The following is a 14,136-nucleotide window of genomic DNA, read 5'->3' on the forward strand; positions in this document are numbered from 1 at the left end:
GCCCCTGGCATCCCATCGATGCCAGGGGCTTTTCGTTTTTCAGAGAGAACCTGCCTACGATCAATATTGCGATTGCAGGTAATTCTCCAACCCGATCAGCTTGATCAGGCCCAACTGTTTTTCCAGCCAGTAAGTGTGATCTTCTTCGGTGTCGTTGAGCTGCACACGTAAGATCTCGCGAGTTACATAGTCGTTGTGCTGCTCGCACAGCTCGATACCTTTACACAAAGCAGCGCGAACCTTGTACTCCAAACGCAAGTCGGCAGCGAGCATGTCAGGCACGGTAGTGCCGATGTCCAGGTCGTCCGGACGCATGCGTGGCGTGCCTTCAAGCATCAGGATCCGGCGCATCAGCGCATCGGCGTGCTGAGCCTCTTCTTCCATCTCATGGTTGATACGTTCGTAGAGCTCGGTAAAACCCCAATCCTCGTACATCCGCGAATGGATGAAATATTGATCACGGGCCGCCAGTTCGCCGGTCAGCAACGTGTTGAGGTAATCGATTACGTCTGGGTGACCTTGCATCGCCCTACATCTCCACAAGCTTTGAAAGGCTCTAGTTTGAACCAAGCTGACTGCAAGGTCACTCGCCCAGCGCAACAAAAGCGAAGATAATCTAAGAAAAGAGCGCTAAATAACGCAAAAACCGCCCAAATGAGGGCGGTTCTGCTTCTCGTTTAGACTTAGTTAAGCTGTACGCCCAACGCCTTCGCGATACCCTCTCCGTAAGCAGGGTCTGCCTTGAAGAAATGCTGCAGTTGGCGATCAATCACGTCAGCCGACACGCCTGCCATTGCACCGGCGATATTGCTGATCAACAGCGCCTTCTGTTCCTCGTTCATCAAGCGGAACAGCGCACCTGCATGGCTGTAGTAGTCGGTGTCCTCGCGATGATCATAACGATCCGCTGCGCCGCTGAGGGCCAGTGCCGGTTCCGCATAACGCGGGGCTTGCTTCGGCGCCTCCACGTAACTGTTGGGCTCATAGTTTGGCGCTGCGCCGCCGTTACTGCCAAAAGCCATGGAACCGTCGCGCTGGTAGGTATTGACCGGGCTGCGCGGAGCATTCACCGGCAGTTGCTGGTGGTTGCTACCTACGCGGTAGCGGTGAGCATCGGCGTAGGCGAATACACGGCCCTGCAACATGCGATCAGGCGAAAGACCCACGCCCGGCACCATGTTGCTCGGCCCGAACGCCGCTTGCTCCACTTCAGCAAAGTAGTTCAAGGGATTACGATTCAGCTCGAGTTCGCCGACTTCGATCAGCGGGAATTCCTTCTGCGACCAGGTCTTGGTCACGTCGAACGGATTCTCGTAATGGGCTGCAGCCTGGGCTTCGCTCATGATTTGGATGCAGACGCTCCATTTTGGAAAGTCACCGCGCTCAATCGCATTGAACAGGTCACGCTGGGCGTAATCCGGATCGGTGCCCGCCAGGCGCGCGGCTTCGGCCGGCGCGAGATTCTTGATGCCTTGCTTGGTCTTGTAGTGCCATTTAACCCAGTGACGCTCGCCTTGGCCATTGATCAGGCTGTAGGTGTGACTGCCGAAGCCGTGCATATGACGGTAGCCGTCAGGAATACCCCGATCGGAAAACAGAATGGTGACCTGGTGCAGCGCCTCTGGGGAATGCGACCAGAAATCCCACATCATCTGGGCACTCTTGAGGTTGCTTTGCGGCAAGCGTTTCTGAGTGTGGATGAAGTCTGGGAATTTCAGCGGGTCGCGGATGAAGAACACCGGGGTGTTGTTGCCAACGATGTCCCAGTTACCTTCTTCTGTGTAGAACTTAAGGGCGAAGCCTCGAGGATCGCGCTCGGTATCCGCAGAACCGCGTTCGCCGCCCACGGTAGAGAAGCGAAGGAACGTAGGCGTCTGCTTACCGACCGATTCGAACAGCTTGGCGCTGGTGTATTGGGTAATGTCACGCGTTACGGTAAACGTACCGTATGCGCCCGACCCTTTAGCGTGCACACGACGCTCGGGAATATTTTCGCGGTTGAAATGAGCAAGCTTCTCGATCAGGTGGAAATCATCGAGCAACAGCGGGCCACGAGGACCTGCGGAGCGAGAGTTCTGGTTATCGGCGACGGGGGCGCCGCTAGCGGTCGTAAGCGTTTTGATCTGGCTCATGCTCAATTCTTCCTAGGTCGGTCTTCGGACTGCCGGCTAATCGGCTGGTGAGGAGTATTGATCAACAAGATGAGCGCCACAAATTCATTAAATTGTGCGCTTCAATAGAAATTATCTAACAACAACCCCAACGCCATATAGTGGCGTTTGCGACCCAAGCAAGCTTGTATGAATAAGCTCTTTTTCTTGCGAGCACAAAAAACCGGGCACTGGGCCCGGTTCTTCGTTGCAGACTGTCGTCTTACTCGGCGCTTACAGCTTCGCCAGCAGTAGCACGATCAACCAACTCGACGTACGCCATAGGCGCGTTGTCGCCAGCGCGGAAACCGCACTTGAGGATGCGCAGGTAGCCACCCTCACGGGTAGCGTAACGCTTGCCCAGGTCGTTGAAGAGCTTACCAACGATGGCTTTCGAACGAGTACGGTCGAAGGCCAGGCGGCGGTTAGCCAGGCTGTCTGTCTTGGCCAGAGTGATCAGCGGCTCGGCAACGCGGCGCAGTTCTTTGGCTTTCGGCAGTGTAGTTTTGATCAGCTCGTGCTCGAACAGCGACACCGCCATGTTCTGGAACATGGCCTTGCGGTGCGAGCTGGTGCGGCTCAGGTGACGACCACTTTTACGATGACGCATGGTTCATTCCTTACCAAACACAACGTTCGGTGATTACGACGATCAGGCAGTCGCCTTGTCGTCCTTCTTAAGACTTGCAGGCGGCCAGTTGTCGAGGCGCATGCCGAGGGACAGACCGCGGGAGGCCAGAACGTCCTTGATTTCAGTCAAGGATTTCTTGCCAAGGTTCGGAGTCTTCAACAGCTCTACTTCGGTACGCTGAATCAGGTCGCCGATGTAGTAGATGTTTTCCGCCTTAAGGCAGTTAGCCGAACGTACAGTCAGTTCCAGATCGTCAACCGGGCGAAGCAGGATCGGATCGATCTCGTCTTCCTGCTCGATAGCCTCAGGCACGATGTCACCCTTGAGGTCGACGAACGCAGCCAACTGCTGTTGCAGAATGGTTGCAGCGCGGCGGATTGCCTCTTCAGGATCCAGGGTACCGTTGGTTTCCAGATCAATAACCAGCTTGTCCAGGTTGGTACGCTGTTCGACACGGGCGTTTTCCACCACGTATGCGATACGGCGAACCGGGCTGAACGAAGAGTCAAGCTGCAAGCGACCAATGCTGCGGCTTTCGTCTTCATCGCTCTGACGCGAGTCTGCCGGTTCATAACCACGACCACGAGCTACGGTGAGCTTCATGTTCAGGGCGCCGTTAGACGCCAGGTTAGCGATTACGTGATCGGGGTTAACGATCTCGACATCATGATCCAGCTGAATATCGGCAGCGGTAACCACCCCCGAACCCTTCTTCGACAAGGTCAGCGTAACTTCGTCACGACCGTGCAGCTTGATAGCCAGACCTTTAAGGTTCAACAGGATTTCAATTACGTCTTCCTGTACACCTTCGATGGCGCTGTACTCATGGAGCACACCGTCAATCTCGGCCTCGACTACTGCACAGCCGGGCATTGAGGACAACAGGATGCGGCGCAGCGCGTTGCCCAGGGTGTGGCCGAAACCACGCTCGAGAGGCTCGAGTGTGATCTTGGCGCGGGTTGGACTGACAACCTGCACATCAATATGGCGGGGTGTCAGGAACTCATTTACCGAAATCTGCATGGATGCACCTATTTTCTAGCCCTTACTTGGAGTAGAGCTCGACAATCAGGCTTTCGTTGATGTCGGCGGACAGATCACTGCGAGCAGGAACGTTCTTGAAAACGCCCGACTTCTTCTCAGTGTCTACTTCTACCCATTCTACGCGGCCACGTTGGGCACACAGATCGAGAGCTTGGACAATGCGAAGTTGGTTCTTTGCTTTCTCGCGAACAGCAACCACGTCACCAGCACGAACCTGGTAGGACGGAACGTTCACGGTCTGGCCGTTAACGCTGATCGACTTGTGCGATACCAGCTGACGGGATTCGGCACGAGTAGAACCGAAACCCATACGGTATACAACGTTGTCCAGGCGGCATTCGAGCAGCTGCAACAGGTTTTCGCCGGTTGCGCCTTTCTTGCCAGCAGCTTCTTTGTAGTAGCCGCTGAATTGACGCTCGAGAACGCCGTAGATACGACGGACCTTCTGCTTTTCACGCAGTTGGGTGCCGTAGTCGGACTGGCGACCGCGGCGTTGGCCGTGGATACCAGGTGCTGCTTCGATGTTGCACTTCGATTCGATCGCGCGCACGCCGCTCTTCAGGAAGAGATCGGTGCCTTCGCGACGAGCGAGTTTGCATTTTGGACCAATGTAACGAGCCATTCTTTACAATCTCCTGGATTACACGCGGCGCTTCTTCGGCGGACGGCACCCGTTGTGCGGGATTGGCGTCACGTCGGTGATGCTGGCGATCTTGTAGCCACAGCCGTTCAAAGCGCGGACTGCGGATTCACGACCTGGACCTGGACCTTTGACGTTGACGTCGAGGTTTTTCAGGCCGTATTCCAGCGCAGCTTGACCAGCACGCTCAGCAGCTACTTGAGCAGCGAACGGGGTGGACTTGCGGGAACCGCGGAAACCCGAACCACCGGAGGTAGCCCAGGAAAGAGCGTTACCTTGACGGTCGGTAATGGTCACGATGGTGTTGTTAAAAGAAGCATGGATGTGGGCGATGCCATCAACCACTGTCTTTTTAACTTTTTTACGAGGACGAGCAGCAGGTTTTGCCATGATTAAATTCCTGTCGATTCGCTGGGGCGATTACTTGCGGATCGGCTTACGCGGACCTTTACGGGTACGCGCGTTGGTCTTGGTACGCTGACCGCGTACTGGCAGACCACGACGATGACGCAGACCGCGATAGCAACCGAGGTCCATCAAGCGCTTGATTTTCATGTTGATTTCGCGACGCAGGTCACCTTCAGTGGTGAACTTCGCCACTTCGCCACGCAGCTGTTCAATTTGCTCGTCGCTCAGATCCTTGATCTTTGCGGCTGGGTTGACCCCAGTCTCTGCACAAATTTTCTGTGCAGTAGTGCGACCAACACCATAGATGTAGGTCAGCGAGATAACAGTATGCTTGTTATCTGGAATGTTAACGCCTGCAATACGGGCCATTCAGTGGGACTCCAATTGACAGCTACCTACGCCCCGGAAGCCAAGAAATAGGGCGCGAGATAATATCGCTGTAATAACAAATAATCAACCCGGCAGCGCACTAGCTGCCGGGCTTAAAGCACAATCACACTCAGCCTTGGCGCTGTTTGTGACGCGGTTCCGCGCTGCAAATTACCCGAACAACACCTTCGCGGCGAATAATCTTGCAGTTGCGGCACAGCTTTTTCACCGATGCACGAACTTTCATCACCAACTCCTCGAACCTTATGGACGCTACTCAGCGCAACATGCCGCTGCCGTAGCCCTTCAGGTTGGCTTTCTTCATCAGGGATTCGTACTGGTGCGAAACGAGGTGCGATTGTACTTGGGACATGAAGTCCATCACAACCACGACCACGATCAGCAACGAGGTCCCGCCAAGGTAGAACGGAACGTTTGCCGCAACCACCAGGAACTGGGGAAGCAAGCAGACGGCCGTCATGTAAAGAGCACCGAACAAGGTCAAACGAGTCAGAACGCCATCAATGTAGCGCGCAGACTGCTCACCAGGACGGATACCCGGAATAAAGGCACCGGACTTCTTCAGGTTTTCCGCTACGTCTTTCGGATTGAACATCAACGCCGTATAGAAGAAGCAGAAGAAAATAATCCCTGCACTAAACAGCAGAATATTCAACGGCTGACCAGGAGCGATCGACTGCGAGATGTCCTGCAACCAGCCCATACCTTCAGACTGGCCGAACCAGGCACCCAACGAAGCCGGGAACAGCAAGATGCTGCTCGCGAAAATGGCCGGGATAACACCGGCCATGTTCACCTTCAACGGCAAGTGGCTGGTCTGCGCAGCAAAAACCTTACGGCCCTGCTGACGCTTGGCGTAGTGAACAGCAATACGACGCTGACCACGCTCGATGAACACCACGAAACCGATAATCGCTACTGCCAGCAAACCGATGGCAACCAGAGCAAAGATGTTGATATCGCCCTGACGCGCAGACTCGAAAGACTGCCCGATCGCTCTCGGAAGACCGGCGACGATACCTGCGAAGATCAACATCGAGATACCGTTGCCAACACCACGCTCAGTAATCTGCTCACCCAGCCACATCATGAACATCGCGCCCGCCACAAAAGTGGTTACCGCGACGAAATGGAAGCCAAAGTCACCAGTGAACGCTACGCCCTGCCCCGCCAGACCGATGGACATGCCAACGGCCTGGACGAGAGCGAGGACGACAGTGAGGTAGCGGGTGTACTGGCTGATCTTGCGACGGCCAGCTTCACCTTCCTTCTTCAACTGCTCCAACTGCGGACTGACAGCGGACATCAGCTGCATGATGATCGATGCCGAAATGTACGGCATGATCCCCAGTGCAAAGATGCTCATCCGCTCCAGCGCGCCGCCGGAAAACATGTTGAACAAGCTAAGAATGGTCCCCTCATTCTGTCGAAACAGGTCCGCGAGTCGGTCCGGGTTGATACCTGGAACCGGGATGTGTGCGCCTATTCGGTAGACGATAATCGCCAGGAACAGAAAACGCAGACGAGCCCAGAGTTCAGACATACCGCCTTTGCCGAGCGCAGAGAGAGCACCTTGCTTAGCCATTTATTCCTCGAACTTGCCGCCAGCTGCTTCGATAGCCGCACGCGCACCTTTGGTGGCGCCGATTCCCTTTCCGATGGTGACAGCACGAGCAACTTCGCCCGACAGCATGATTTTCACACGCTGTACGTTCTGGTTGATCACGTTGGCATCCTTCAGGGACTGCACGGTGACGATGTCGCCGTCCACTTTGGCCAGCTCGGACAGACGCACTTCAGCGCGGTCCATGGCCTTCAGGGAAACGAAACCGAACTTCGGCAGGCGACGATGCAGCGGCTGTTGACCGCCTTCAAAGCCTGGAGCGATGGTGCCACCGGAGCGGGAGGTCTGACCTTTGTGGCCACGGCCACCGGTCTTGCCCAAACCACTACCGATACCACGGCCCGGACGATGCTTTTCGCGACGGGAACCCGGCGCTGGACTCAGATCATTGAGTTTCATCGATTAACCCTCGACACGCAGCATGTAGTAAGCCTTGTTGATCATCCCGCGATTCTCGGGAGTATCCTGGACTTCTACAGTGTGACCGATGCGACGCAGACCCAGACCCTTAACGCACAGTTTGTGGTTAGGGATGCGGCCGGTCATGCTTTTGATCAGCGTAACTTTTACGGTAGCCATGATCAGAAGATCTCCTTGACGCTTTTGCCACGCTTGGCGGCAATGGATTCAGGAGACTGCATTGCTTTCAAACCCTTGAAGGTGGCGTGAACCACGTTTACTGGGTTAGTCGAGCCGTAGCACTTGGCCAGAACGTTCTGAACGCCAGCAACTTCGAGGACAGCACGCATAGCGCCACCAGCGATGATACCGGTACCTTCAGAAGCAGGCTGCATGTACACCTTCGAAGCGCCATGGGCAGACTTCATTGCGTACTGCAGGGTGGTGCCGTTCAGATCAACCTGGATCATGTTGCGGCGAGCAGCTTCCATTGCCTTCTGGATCGCAGCAGGCACTTCACGCGACTTGCCACGGCCGAAGCCAACACGGCCCTTACCATCACCTACCACGGTCAACGCGGTGAAAGTGAAGATACGGCCGCCTTTAACGGTTTTGGCTACGCGGTTAACTTGAACCAGCTTCTCGATGTAGCCTTCGTCGCGCTTTTGGTCGTTATTTGACATAACTTAGAACTCCAGCCCAGCTTCACGAGCAGCATCAGCCAGCGCCTTGACGCGGCCGTGGTACTTGAAGCCAGAGCGGTCGAAAGCCACCTGCGAGACGCCAGCGGCTTTAGCACGCGTAGCGACCAGCTGGCCAACCTTAGTGGCCGCGTCGATGTTGCCAGTGGCGCCATCACGCAGTTCTTTATCCAAAGTCGAGGCACTTGCCAGGACTTTGTTGCCGTCGGCCGAAATGACCTGGGCGTAGATGTGCTGCGACGAGCGGAACACGCAGAGACGCACGACTTCGAGTTCGTGCATTTTCAGGCGTGCTTTGCGAGCGCGACGCAGTCGAGTAACTTTTTTGTCGGTCATTTGCTATGCCCTACTTCTTCTTGGCTTCTTTACGACGGACGACTTCGTCCGCGTAGCGCACACCTTTGCCTTTGTACGGCTCTGGTGGACGGAAGTCGCGGATCTCGGCGGCCACTTGACCTACCAGCTGCTTGTCGATGCCCTTGATCAGGATATCGGTCTGGCTAGGAGTCTCAGCGGTGATGCCTTCCGGCAGTTCATAATCCACTGGGTGCGAGAAGCCAAGAGCCAGGTTCAGCACTGTGCCTTTTGCTTGCGCTTTGTAACCAACACCGACCAGCTGGAGCTTGCGCTCGAAGCCTTGGCTTACGCCTTGGACCATGTTGTTAACCAACGCACGAGTGGTACCAGCCATTGCGCGAGTCTGTTGATCGCCATTGCGAGCAGCGAAACGCAGCTCACCAGCTTCTTCAACGATCTCAACGGACGAATGGATGTTCAGTTGCAGAGTGCCCTTGGCACCCTTCACCGAAAGCTGTTGGCCTGCGAATTTGACTTCGACACCGGCTGGCAGCTTAACGGGGTTCTTAGCGACGCGTGACATGCTTATCCCCCCTTAGAACACAGTGCAAAGAACTTCGCCGCCGACACCGGCAGCGCGCGCAGCACGATCCGTCATCACACCTTTGTTGGTGGAGACGATAGACACGCCCAGGCCGCCACGAACTTTCGGCAGATCCTCAACGGACTTGTACTGACGCAGGCCAGGACGGCTAACGCGCTTCACTTCCTCGATGACCGGACGGCCTTCGAAGTACTTCAGCTCGATGGACAGCAGAGGCTTGATTTCGCTGCTGATCTGATAACCCGCAATGTAACCTTCGTCCTTCAGGACTTTGGCAACAGCTACCTTCAACGTGGAAGATGGCATGCTTACGACGGACTTTTCAGCCATCTGGGCATTACGGATACGAGTTAGCATGTCCGCTAACGGGTCCTGCATACTCATGGGCTAGACGCTCCTAATACACAAAAAATTAGCCTTTCGGCTAGTACGTGTCGCCGAGCGCATCCGCGCAATAAAAACACGGGCTCAGGCGAGCCGGGTATTCTAGACACACCCCAGAAATGAATCAAGCCCCAAAAGGGGCTTGATTCAAGTTCAAGGTCACCGGCGGTCAGGATCTCGCGACCCCGAACACCAGGACATTGACAGTGCTTACCAGCTGGCTTTGACCAGACCTGGAACGTCACCACGCATAGCGGCTTGACGCAGCATGTTACGGCCGAGGCCGAACTTGCGGTACACGCCGTGCGGACGACCAGTCAGGCGGCAGCGGTTACGCATGCGCGAGGCGCTGGCGTCACGTGGCTGCTTCTGCAGTGCTACGGTAGCTTCCCAACGCGCTTCTGGACTTGCGTTCAGATCAACGATGATAGCTTTCAGCGCTGCACGCTTGGTGGCGTACTTGGCAACGGTGAGCTGACGCTTCAGCTCACGGTTCTTCATGCTCTTCTTGGCCATTGTCCTACTCCAATCAGTTGCGGAACGGGAATTTGAAAGCACGCAGCAGCGCGCGACCTTCTTCATCCGTCCGAGCAGTGGTGGTCAGGGTAATGTCCAGACCGCGGAGAGCATCGATCTTGTCGTAATCGATTTCCGGGAAAATGATCTGCTCTTTCACGCCCATGCTGTAGTTGCCACGACCATCGAAGGACTTGGCATTCAGGCCGCGGAAGTCGCGAACCCGAGGCAGGGAGATCGACAGCAGACGATCCAGGAACTCGTACATACGCTCACGGCGCAGGGTCACTTTGACGCCGATCGGCCAACCTTCACGGACTTTAAAGCCAGCGATGGATTTCCGAGCGTAAGTCACAACGACTTTCTGACCGGTGATCTTTTCCAGGTCGGCAACGGCATGCTCGATGACTTTTTTGTCGCCGATCGCTTCGCCCAGACCCATGTTCAGGGTGATTTTGGTAACGCGCGGAACTTCCATCACGTTCGAAAGCTTAAGTTCTTCCTTAAGTTTCGGTGCGATTTCCTTCCGGTAAATCTCTTTTAGTCGTGCCATGGTCTTCTACCTAGCAGTGTTCAAGCATCAACCGCTTTTTGGGTCGACTTGAAGACACGAATTTTCTTACCGTCTTCTACTTTGAAACCAACGCGGTCAGCCTTGTTGGTTTCGCCGTTGAAGATGGCGACGTTGGAAGCGTGCAGTGGCGCTTCTTTCTCGACGATACCGCCTTGTACGCCCGACATCGGGTTAGGCTTGGTATGACGCTTGACCAGGTTCAGACCACCAACAACCAGACGGTTGTCAGCAAGAACCTTCAGCACCTTACCGCGCTTACCCTTGTCTTTGCCGGCGATCACGATGATCTCGTCGTCACGACGAATCTTTTGCATGTCGGATCTCCTTACAGCACTTCTGGGGCGAGCGAGACGATCTTCATGAACTTCTCAGTACGAAGTTCACGGGTCACTGGCCCAAAGATACGGGTGCCGATTGGCTCTTGCTTGTTGTTCAACAGAACAGCAGCGTTGCCATCAAAGCGGATGATGGAGCCGTCAGCACGACGAACACCGTGGCGAGTGCGGACTACGATAGCAGTCATCACTTGGCCTTTTTTCACCTTACCGCGAGGAATTGCTTCCTTGACGGTAACTTTGATGATGTCACCGATACCAGCGTAACGACGATGGGAGCCACCCAGCACCTTGATGCACATAACACGGCGAGCGCCGCTGTTATCGGCCACATCGAGCATGGATTGAGTCTGAATCATATAATTTCTCCGACCCCTAGCCCTTAGACTTCCACAGCGCGTTCGAGAACATCAACCAGCGCCCAAGACTTGGTCTTGGCCATCGGACGAGTCTCACGAATAGTGACCTTGTCGCCGATGTGGCACTGATTGGTTTCGTCGTGCGCGTGCAGCTTAGTCGAACGCTTAACGTATTTACCGTAGATCGGGTGCTTAACGCGACGCTCGATCAGAACGGTGATGGTTTTGTCCATCTTGTCGCTGACAACACGGCCAGTCAGCGTACGGACAGTTTTTTCGGCTTCAGCCATGATTACTTACCTGCCTGCTGGTTGAGCACAGTTTTCACGCGAGCGATGTCACGCTTAACTTGCGAGAGCAGATGAGACTGCCCCAACTGGCCAGTTGCTTTCTGCATACGCAGATTGAACTGGTCGCGCAGCAGGCCGAGCAGTTGCTCGTTCAGCTGCTGTGCTGATTTTTCACGAAGTTCATTCGCTTTCATCACATCACCGTCCGTTTAACAAAGGAGGTGGCGAGCGGCAGCTTTGCAGCAGCCAGGGCGAAAGCCTCACGCGCCAGCTCTTCAGAAACACCCTCGATTTCGTACAGGACTTTGCCTGGCTGAATCTGGGCAACCCAGTACTCCACGTTACCCTTACCTTTACCCATCCGAACTTCGAGTGGCTTCTTGGTGACAGGCTTGTCCGGGAATACACGGATCCAGATCTTGCCGCCACGTTTTACGTGACGGGTCAGAGCACGACGCGCTGACTCGATCTGACGAGCGGTGAGACGACCACGAGCAACAGACTTCAGCGCGAACTCGCCGAAGCTGACTTTGCTACCGCGCAATGCCAGGCCACGGTTGTGACCGGTCATCTGCTTGCGGAACTTCGTACGCTTTGGTTGCAACATTTGGCGTACCCCTTACTTAGCAGCTTTTTTACGAGGCGCTGGTGCTTGTGGCTTCAGTTCTTCTTGGCGACCACCAATTACTTCGCCTTTGAAGATCCAAACCTTTACACCGATCACACCGTAGGTGGTGTGAGCTTCGTAGTTGGCATAGTCGATGTCGGCACGCAGGGTGTGCAGTGGCACACGACCTTCGCGATACCATTCAGTACGTGCGATTTCAGCACCGCCGAGACGACCGCTCACTTGGATTTTGATGCCTTTGGCACCAATGCGCATTGCGTTCTGTACAGCGCGCTTCATAGCGCGACGGAACATTACACGGCGCTCCAGCTGCTGAGCTACGCTCTGCGCAACCAGCATACCGTCGAGTTCCGGCTTGCGGATCTCTTCGATATTGATGTGCACAGGCACACCCATTTGCTTGGTCAGGTCCTGACGCAGTTTCTCAACATCTTCACCTTTCTTCCCGATAACGATACCTGGGCGAGCGGTGTGGATGGTGATACGTGCAGTCTGAGCCGGACGATGGATATCGATACGGCTGACGGACGCGCTTTTTAGTTTGTCTTGGAGATACTCACGCACCTTCAGATCAGCGAACAAGTAGTCCGCATAAGTCCGACCGTCTGCGTACCAGACGGAGGTGTGCTCCTTGACGATTCCCAGGCGAATGCCAATGGGATGTACTTTCTGACCCATCTCTTCGACTCCGTTACTTGTCAGCAACCTTGACAGTGATATGGCAAGACCGCTTGACGATGCGATCAGCACGGCCTTTGGCACGTGGCATGATGCGCTTCAGCGAACGCCCTTCGTTGACGAAAACGGTGCTGACCTTCAGGTCATCAACGTCTGCGCCTTCGTTATGCTCGGCGTTGGCTACGGCCGACTCCAGCACTTTTTTCATGATCTCGGCGGCTTTCTTACTGCTGAAAGCCAACAGGTTGAGCGCTTCGCCCACCTTCTTCCCGCGGATCTGGTCGGCGACCAAGCGGGCTTTCTGGGCGGAGATTCGAGCGCCCGACAACTTAGCGGCTACTTCCATTTCCTTACCCCTTAACGCTTGGCTTTCTTGTCAGCCACGTGCCCACGGTATGTGCGGGTACCGGCGAACTCGCCCAGTTTGTGGCCGACCATGTCTTCGTTCACGAGAACTGGGACGTGCTGGCGACCGTTGTGTACAGCGATGGTCAGACCGACCATTTGTGGCAGGATCATCGAACGGCGCGACCAGGTCTTAACTGGTTTGCGATCGTTCTTTTCCGCCGCCACTTCGATCTTCTTCAGTAGGTGAAGATCAATAAAAGGACCTTTTTTCAGAGAACGTGGCACTGTCGTATCCCTCTATTTACTTGCGACGACGGACGATCATTTTGTCGGTACGCTTATTACCACGAGTCTTCGCGCCCTTAGTCGGGAAGCCCCATGGCGATACCGGATGACGACCACCAGAGGTACGACCTTCACCACCACCATGTGGGTGGTCAACCGGGTTCATGGCAACACCACGAACGGTTGGGCGAACGCCACGCCAGCGCTTGGCACCAGCTTTACCCAACGAACGCAGGCTGTGCTCGGAGTTCGAGACTTCGCCCAGGGTCGCACGGCATTCAGCCAGTACTTTACGCATCTCACCAGAACGCAGACGCAGGGTCACGTAGACACCTTCACGAGCGATCAGCTGAGCCGAAGCACCAGCGGAACGAGCGATTTGCGCGCCTTTACCTGGCTTCAATTCGATGCCGTGTACGGTGCTACCAACTGGAATGTTACGCAGTTGCAGAGCGTTGCCCGGCTTGATCGGCGCCAAGGCACCTGCGATCAGCTGGTCGCCAGCGCTCACGCCTTTAGGGGCGATGATGTAGCGACGCTCGCCATCTGCGTACAGCAGCAGAGCGATGTGAGCAGTACGGTTTGGATCGTATTCGATACGCTCGACGGTGGCAGCGATGCCATCCTTGTCGTTGCGACGGAAGTCGACCAGACGATAATGCTGCTTATGACCACCACCAACGTGACGAGTGGTAATACGGCCATTGTTGTTACGACCACCAGACTTCGATTTTTTCTCGAGCAGCGGTGCGTGAGGAGCGCCTTTATGCAGCTCCTGGTTGACCACCTTGACCACAAAACGGCGGCCAGGGGAAGTCGGTTTGCATTTAACGATTGCCATGATGCACCCC

General features: G+C 55.4%; 26 protein-coding genes. All 26 read right to left on the bottom strand.

Features of this window, described 5'->3' with window-relative positions:
* Positions 1–60: 60 nt before the first annotated feature.
* Positions 61–525: a bacterioferritin gene (gene bfr, locus J3P90_RS23135; protein WP_420767529.1), complete on the bottom strand. Its 465-nt coding sequence runs from the start codon at positions 523–525 to the stop codon at positions 61–63.
* Between the two features lie 158 nt (positions 526–683).
* A complete protein-coding gene (locus tag J3P90_RS23140; protein WP_434675454.1) occupies positions 684–2,132 on the bottom strand; it encodes a catalase in 1,449 nt (482 codons plus the stop codon).
* Positions 2,133–2,373: 241 nt separating this feature from the next.
* Entirely contained in the window at positions 2,374–2,760 is a 387-nt protein-coding gene (gene rplQ / locus J3P90_RS23145; RefSeq protein ID WP_003176402.1) for a 50S ribosomal protein L17, read from the bottom strand.
* A 42-nt stretch (positions 2,761–2,802) separates the two neighbouring features.
* The gene (locus J3P90_RS23150; RefSeq protein ID WP_420767527.1) at positions 2,803–3,804 is read right to left on the bottom strand and encodes a DNA-directed RNA polymerase subunit alpha; all 1,002 of its coding nucleotides are present in this window, start codon (positions 3,802–3,804) and stop codon (positions 2,803–2,805) included.
* Positions 3,805–3,826: 22 nt separating this feature from the next.
* On the bottom strand, positions 3,827–4,447 hold the full coding sequence (gene rpsD / locus J3P90_RS23155; RefSeq protein ID WP_003176404.1) for a 30S ribosomal protein S4: 621 nt from the start codon (positions 4,445–4,447) through the stop codon (positions 3,827–3,829).
* 18 nt (positions 4,448–4,465) lie between these two features.
* Positions 4,466–4,855 carry a 30S ribosomal protein S11 gene (gene rpsK / locus J3P90_RS23160; RefSeq protein WP_002555466.1) on the bottom strand — a complete coding sequence of 130 codons (390 nt, stop codon included), beginning with the start codon at positions 4,853–4,855 and terminating at the stop codon, positions 4,466–4,468.
* Positions 4,856–4,885: 30 nt separating this feature from the next.
* On the bottom strand, positions 4,886–5,242 hold the full coding sequence (rpsM, locus tag J3P90_RS23165; protein WP_009045849.1) for a 30S ribosomal protein S13: 357 nt from the start codon (positions 5,240–5,242) through the stop codon (positions 4,886–4,888).
* A 130-nt stretch (positions 5,243–5,372) separates the two neighbouring features.
* On the bottom strand, positions 5,373–5,489 hold the full coding sequence (rpmJ, locus tag J3P90_RS23170) for a 50S ribosomal protein L36 (protein WP_002555468.1): 117 nt from the start codon (positions 5,487–5,489) through the stop codon (positions 5,373–5,375).
* A 30-nt stretch (positions 5,490–5,519) separates the two neighbouring features.
* On the bottom strand, positions 5,520–6,848 hold the full coding sequence (gene secY, locus J3P90_RS23175) for a preprotein translocase subunit SecY (RefSeq protein ID WP_018612224.1): 1,329 nt from the start codon (positions 6,846–6,848) through the stop codon (positions 5,520–5,522).
* A complete protein-coding gene (gene rplO / locus J3P90_RS23180; RefSeq protein ID WP_003186032.1) occupies positions 6,849–7,286 on the bottom strand; it encodes a 50S ribosomal protein L15 in 438 nt (145 codons plus the stop codon).
* A 3-nt stretch (positions 7,287–7,289) separates the two neighbouring features.
* The gene (gene rpmD / locus J3P90_RS23185; RefSeq protein ID WP_003176408.1) at positions 7,290–7,466 is read right to left on the bottom strand and encodes a 50S ribosomal protein L30; all 177 of its coding nucleotides are present in this window, start codon (positions 7,464–7,466) and stop codon (positions 7,290–7,292) included.
* Positions 7,467–7,468: 2 nt separating this feature from the next.
* Positions 7,469–7,969, bottom strand: coding sequence for a 30S ribosomal protein S5 (rpsE, locus tag J3P90_RS23190; RefSeq protein WP_003186035.1), 501 nt, complete (start codon positions 7,967–7,969; stop codon positions 7,469–7,471).
* 3 nt (positions 7,970–7,972) lie between these two features.
* Positions 7,973–8,323 carry a 50S ribosomal protein L18 gene (rplR, locus tag J3P90_RS23195; RefSeq protein WP_003186037.1) on the bottom strand — a complete coding sequence of 117 codons (351 nt, stop codon included), beginning with the start codon at positions 8,321–8,323 and terminating at the stop codon, positions 7,973–7,975.
* 10 nt (positions 8,324–8,333) lie between these two features.
* On the bottom strand, positions 8,334–8,867 hold the full coding sequence (gene rplF / locus J3P90_RS23200) for a 50S ribosomal protein L6 (RefSeq protein WP_003186039.1): 534 nt from the start codon (positions 8,865–8,867) through the stop codon (positions 8,334–8,336).
* A gap of 12 nt (positions 8,868–8,879) precedes the next feature.
* Positions 8,880–9,272, bottom strand: a complete 393-nt coding sequence (gene rpsH, locus J3P90_RS23205) for a 30S ribosomal protein S8 (protein WP_017848802.1) — start codon at positions 9,270–9,272, stop codon at positions 8,880–8,882.
* Positions 9,273–9,482: 210 nt separating this feature from the next.
* Entirely contained in the window at positions 9,483–9,788 is a 306-nt protein-coding gene (gene rpsN / locus J3P90_RS23210; protein WP_003186042.1) for a 30S ribosomal protein S14, read from the bottom strand.
* A 13-nt stretch (positions 9,789–9,801) separates the two neighbouring features.
* Positions 9,802–10,341, bottom strand: coding sequence for a 50S ribosomal protein L5 (rplE, locus tag J3P90_RS23215; RefSeq protein ID WP_030140492.1), 540 nt, complete (start codon positions 10,339–10,341; stop codon positions 9,802–9,804).
* 20 nt (positions 10,342–10,361) lie between these two features.
* Entirely contained in the window at positions 10,362–10,676 is a 315-nt protein-coding gene (gene rplX / locus J3P90_RS23220; RefSeq protein WP_003186046.1) for a 50S ribosomal protein L24, read from the bottom strand.
* An 11-nt stretch (positions 10,677–10,687) separates the two neighbouring features.
* Entirely contained in the window at positions 10,688–11,056 is a 369-nt protein-coding gene (rplN, locus tag J3P90_RS23225; protein WP_420767526.1) for a 50S ribosomal protein L14, read from the bottom strand.
* Between the two features lie 23 nt (positions 11,057–11,079).
* Positions 11,080–11,346 (bottom strand): 30S ribosomal protein S17, encoded by a 267-nt coding sequence (rpsQ, locus tag J3P90_RS23230; RefSeq protein WP_003194644.1) that lies wholly within the window; start codon positions 11,344–11,346, stop codon positions 11,080–11,082.
* Positions 11,347–11,348: 2 nt separating this feature from the next.
* Positions 11,349–11,540 (bottom strand): 50S ribosomal protein L29, encoded by a 192-nt coding sequence (rpmC, locus tag J3P90_RS23235; RefSeq protein WP_002555481.1) that lies wholly within the window; start codon positions 11,538–11,540, stop codon positions 11,349–11,351.
* Positions 11,540–11,953 (bottom strand): 50S ribosomal protein L16, encoded by a 414-nt coding sequence (gene rplP / locus J3P90_RS23240; protein ID WP_003186052.1) that lies wholly within the window; start codon positions 11,951–11,953, stop codon positions 11,540–11,542. The genes rpmC and rplP overlap by 1 nt, the downstream gene beginning before the upstream one ends.
* 12 nt (positions 11,954–11,965) lie before the next feature.
* The gene (rpsC, locus tag J3P90_RS23245; protein ID WP_003176422.1) at positions 11,966–12,652 is read right to left on the bottom strand and encodes a 30S ribosomal protein S3; all 687 of its coding nucleotides are present in this window, start codon (positions 12,650–12,652) and stop codon (positions 11,966–11,968) included.
* A gap of 13 nt (positions 12,653–12,665) precedes the next feature.
* Entirely contained in the window at positions 12,666–12,998 is a 333-nt protein-coding gene (gene rplV, locus J3P90_RS23250) for a 50S ribosomal protein L22 (protein ID WP_003103908.1), read from the bottom strand.
* Between the two features lie 11 nt (positions 12,999–13,009).
* Positions 13,010–13,285, bottom strand: a complete 276-nt coding sequence (gene rpsS, locus J3P90_RS23255) for a 30S ribosomal protein S19 (protein ID WP_002555486.1) — start codon at positions 13,283–13,285, stop codon at positions 13,010–13,012.
* Between the two features lie 16 nt (positions 13,286–13,301).
* Complete coding sequence (gene rplB / locus J3P90_RS23260; protein WP_007924198.1) at positions 13,302–14,126, bottom strand: 50S ribosomal protein L2; 825 nt, start codon at positions 14,124–14,126, stop codon at positions 13,302–13,304.
* Between the last annotated feature and the right edge of the window lie 10 nt (positions 14,127–14,136).

It is taken from the genome of Pseudomonas sp. D3-10, assembly GCF_051132175.1.
Classification (GTDB): domain Bacteria; phylum Pseudomonadota; class Gammaproteobacteria; order Pseudomonadales; family Pseudomonadaceae; genus Aquipseudomonas.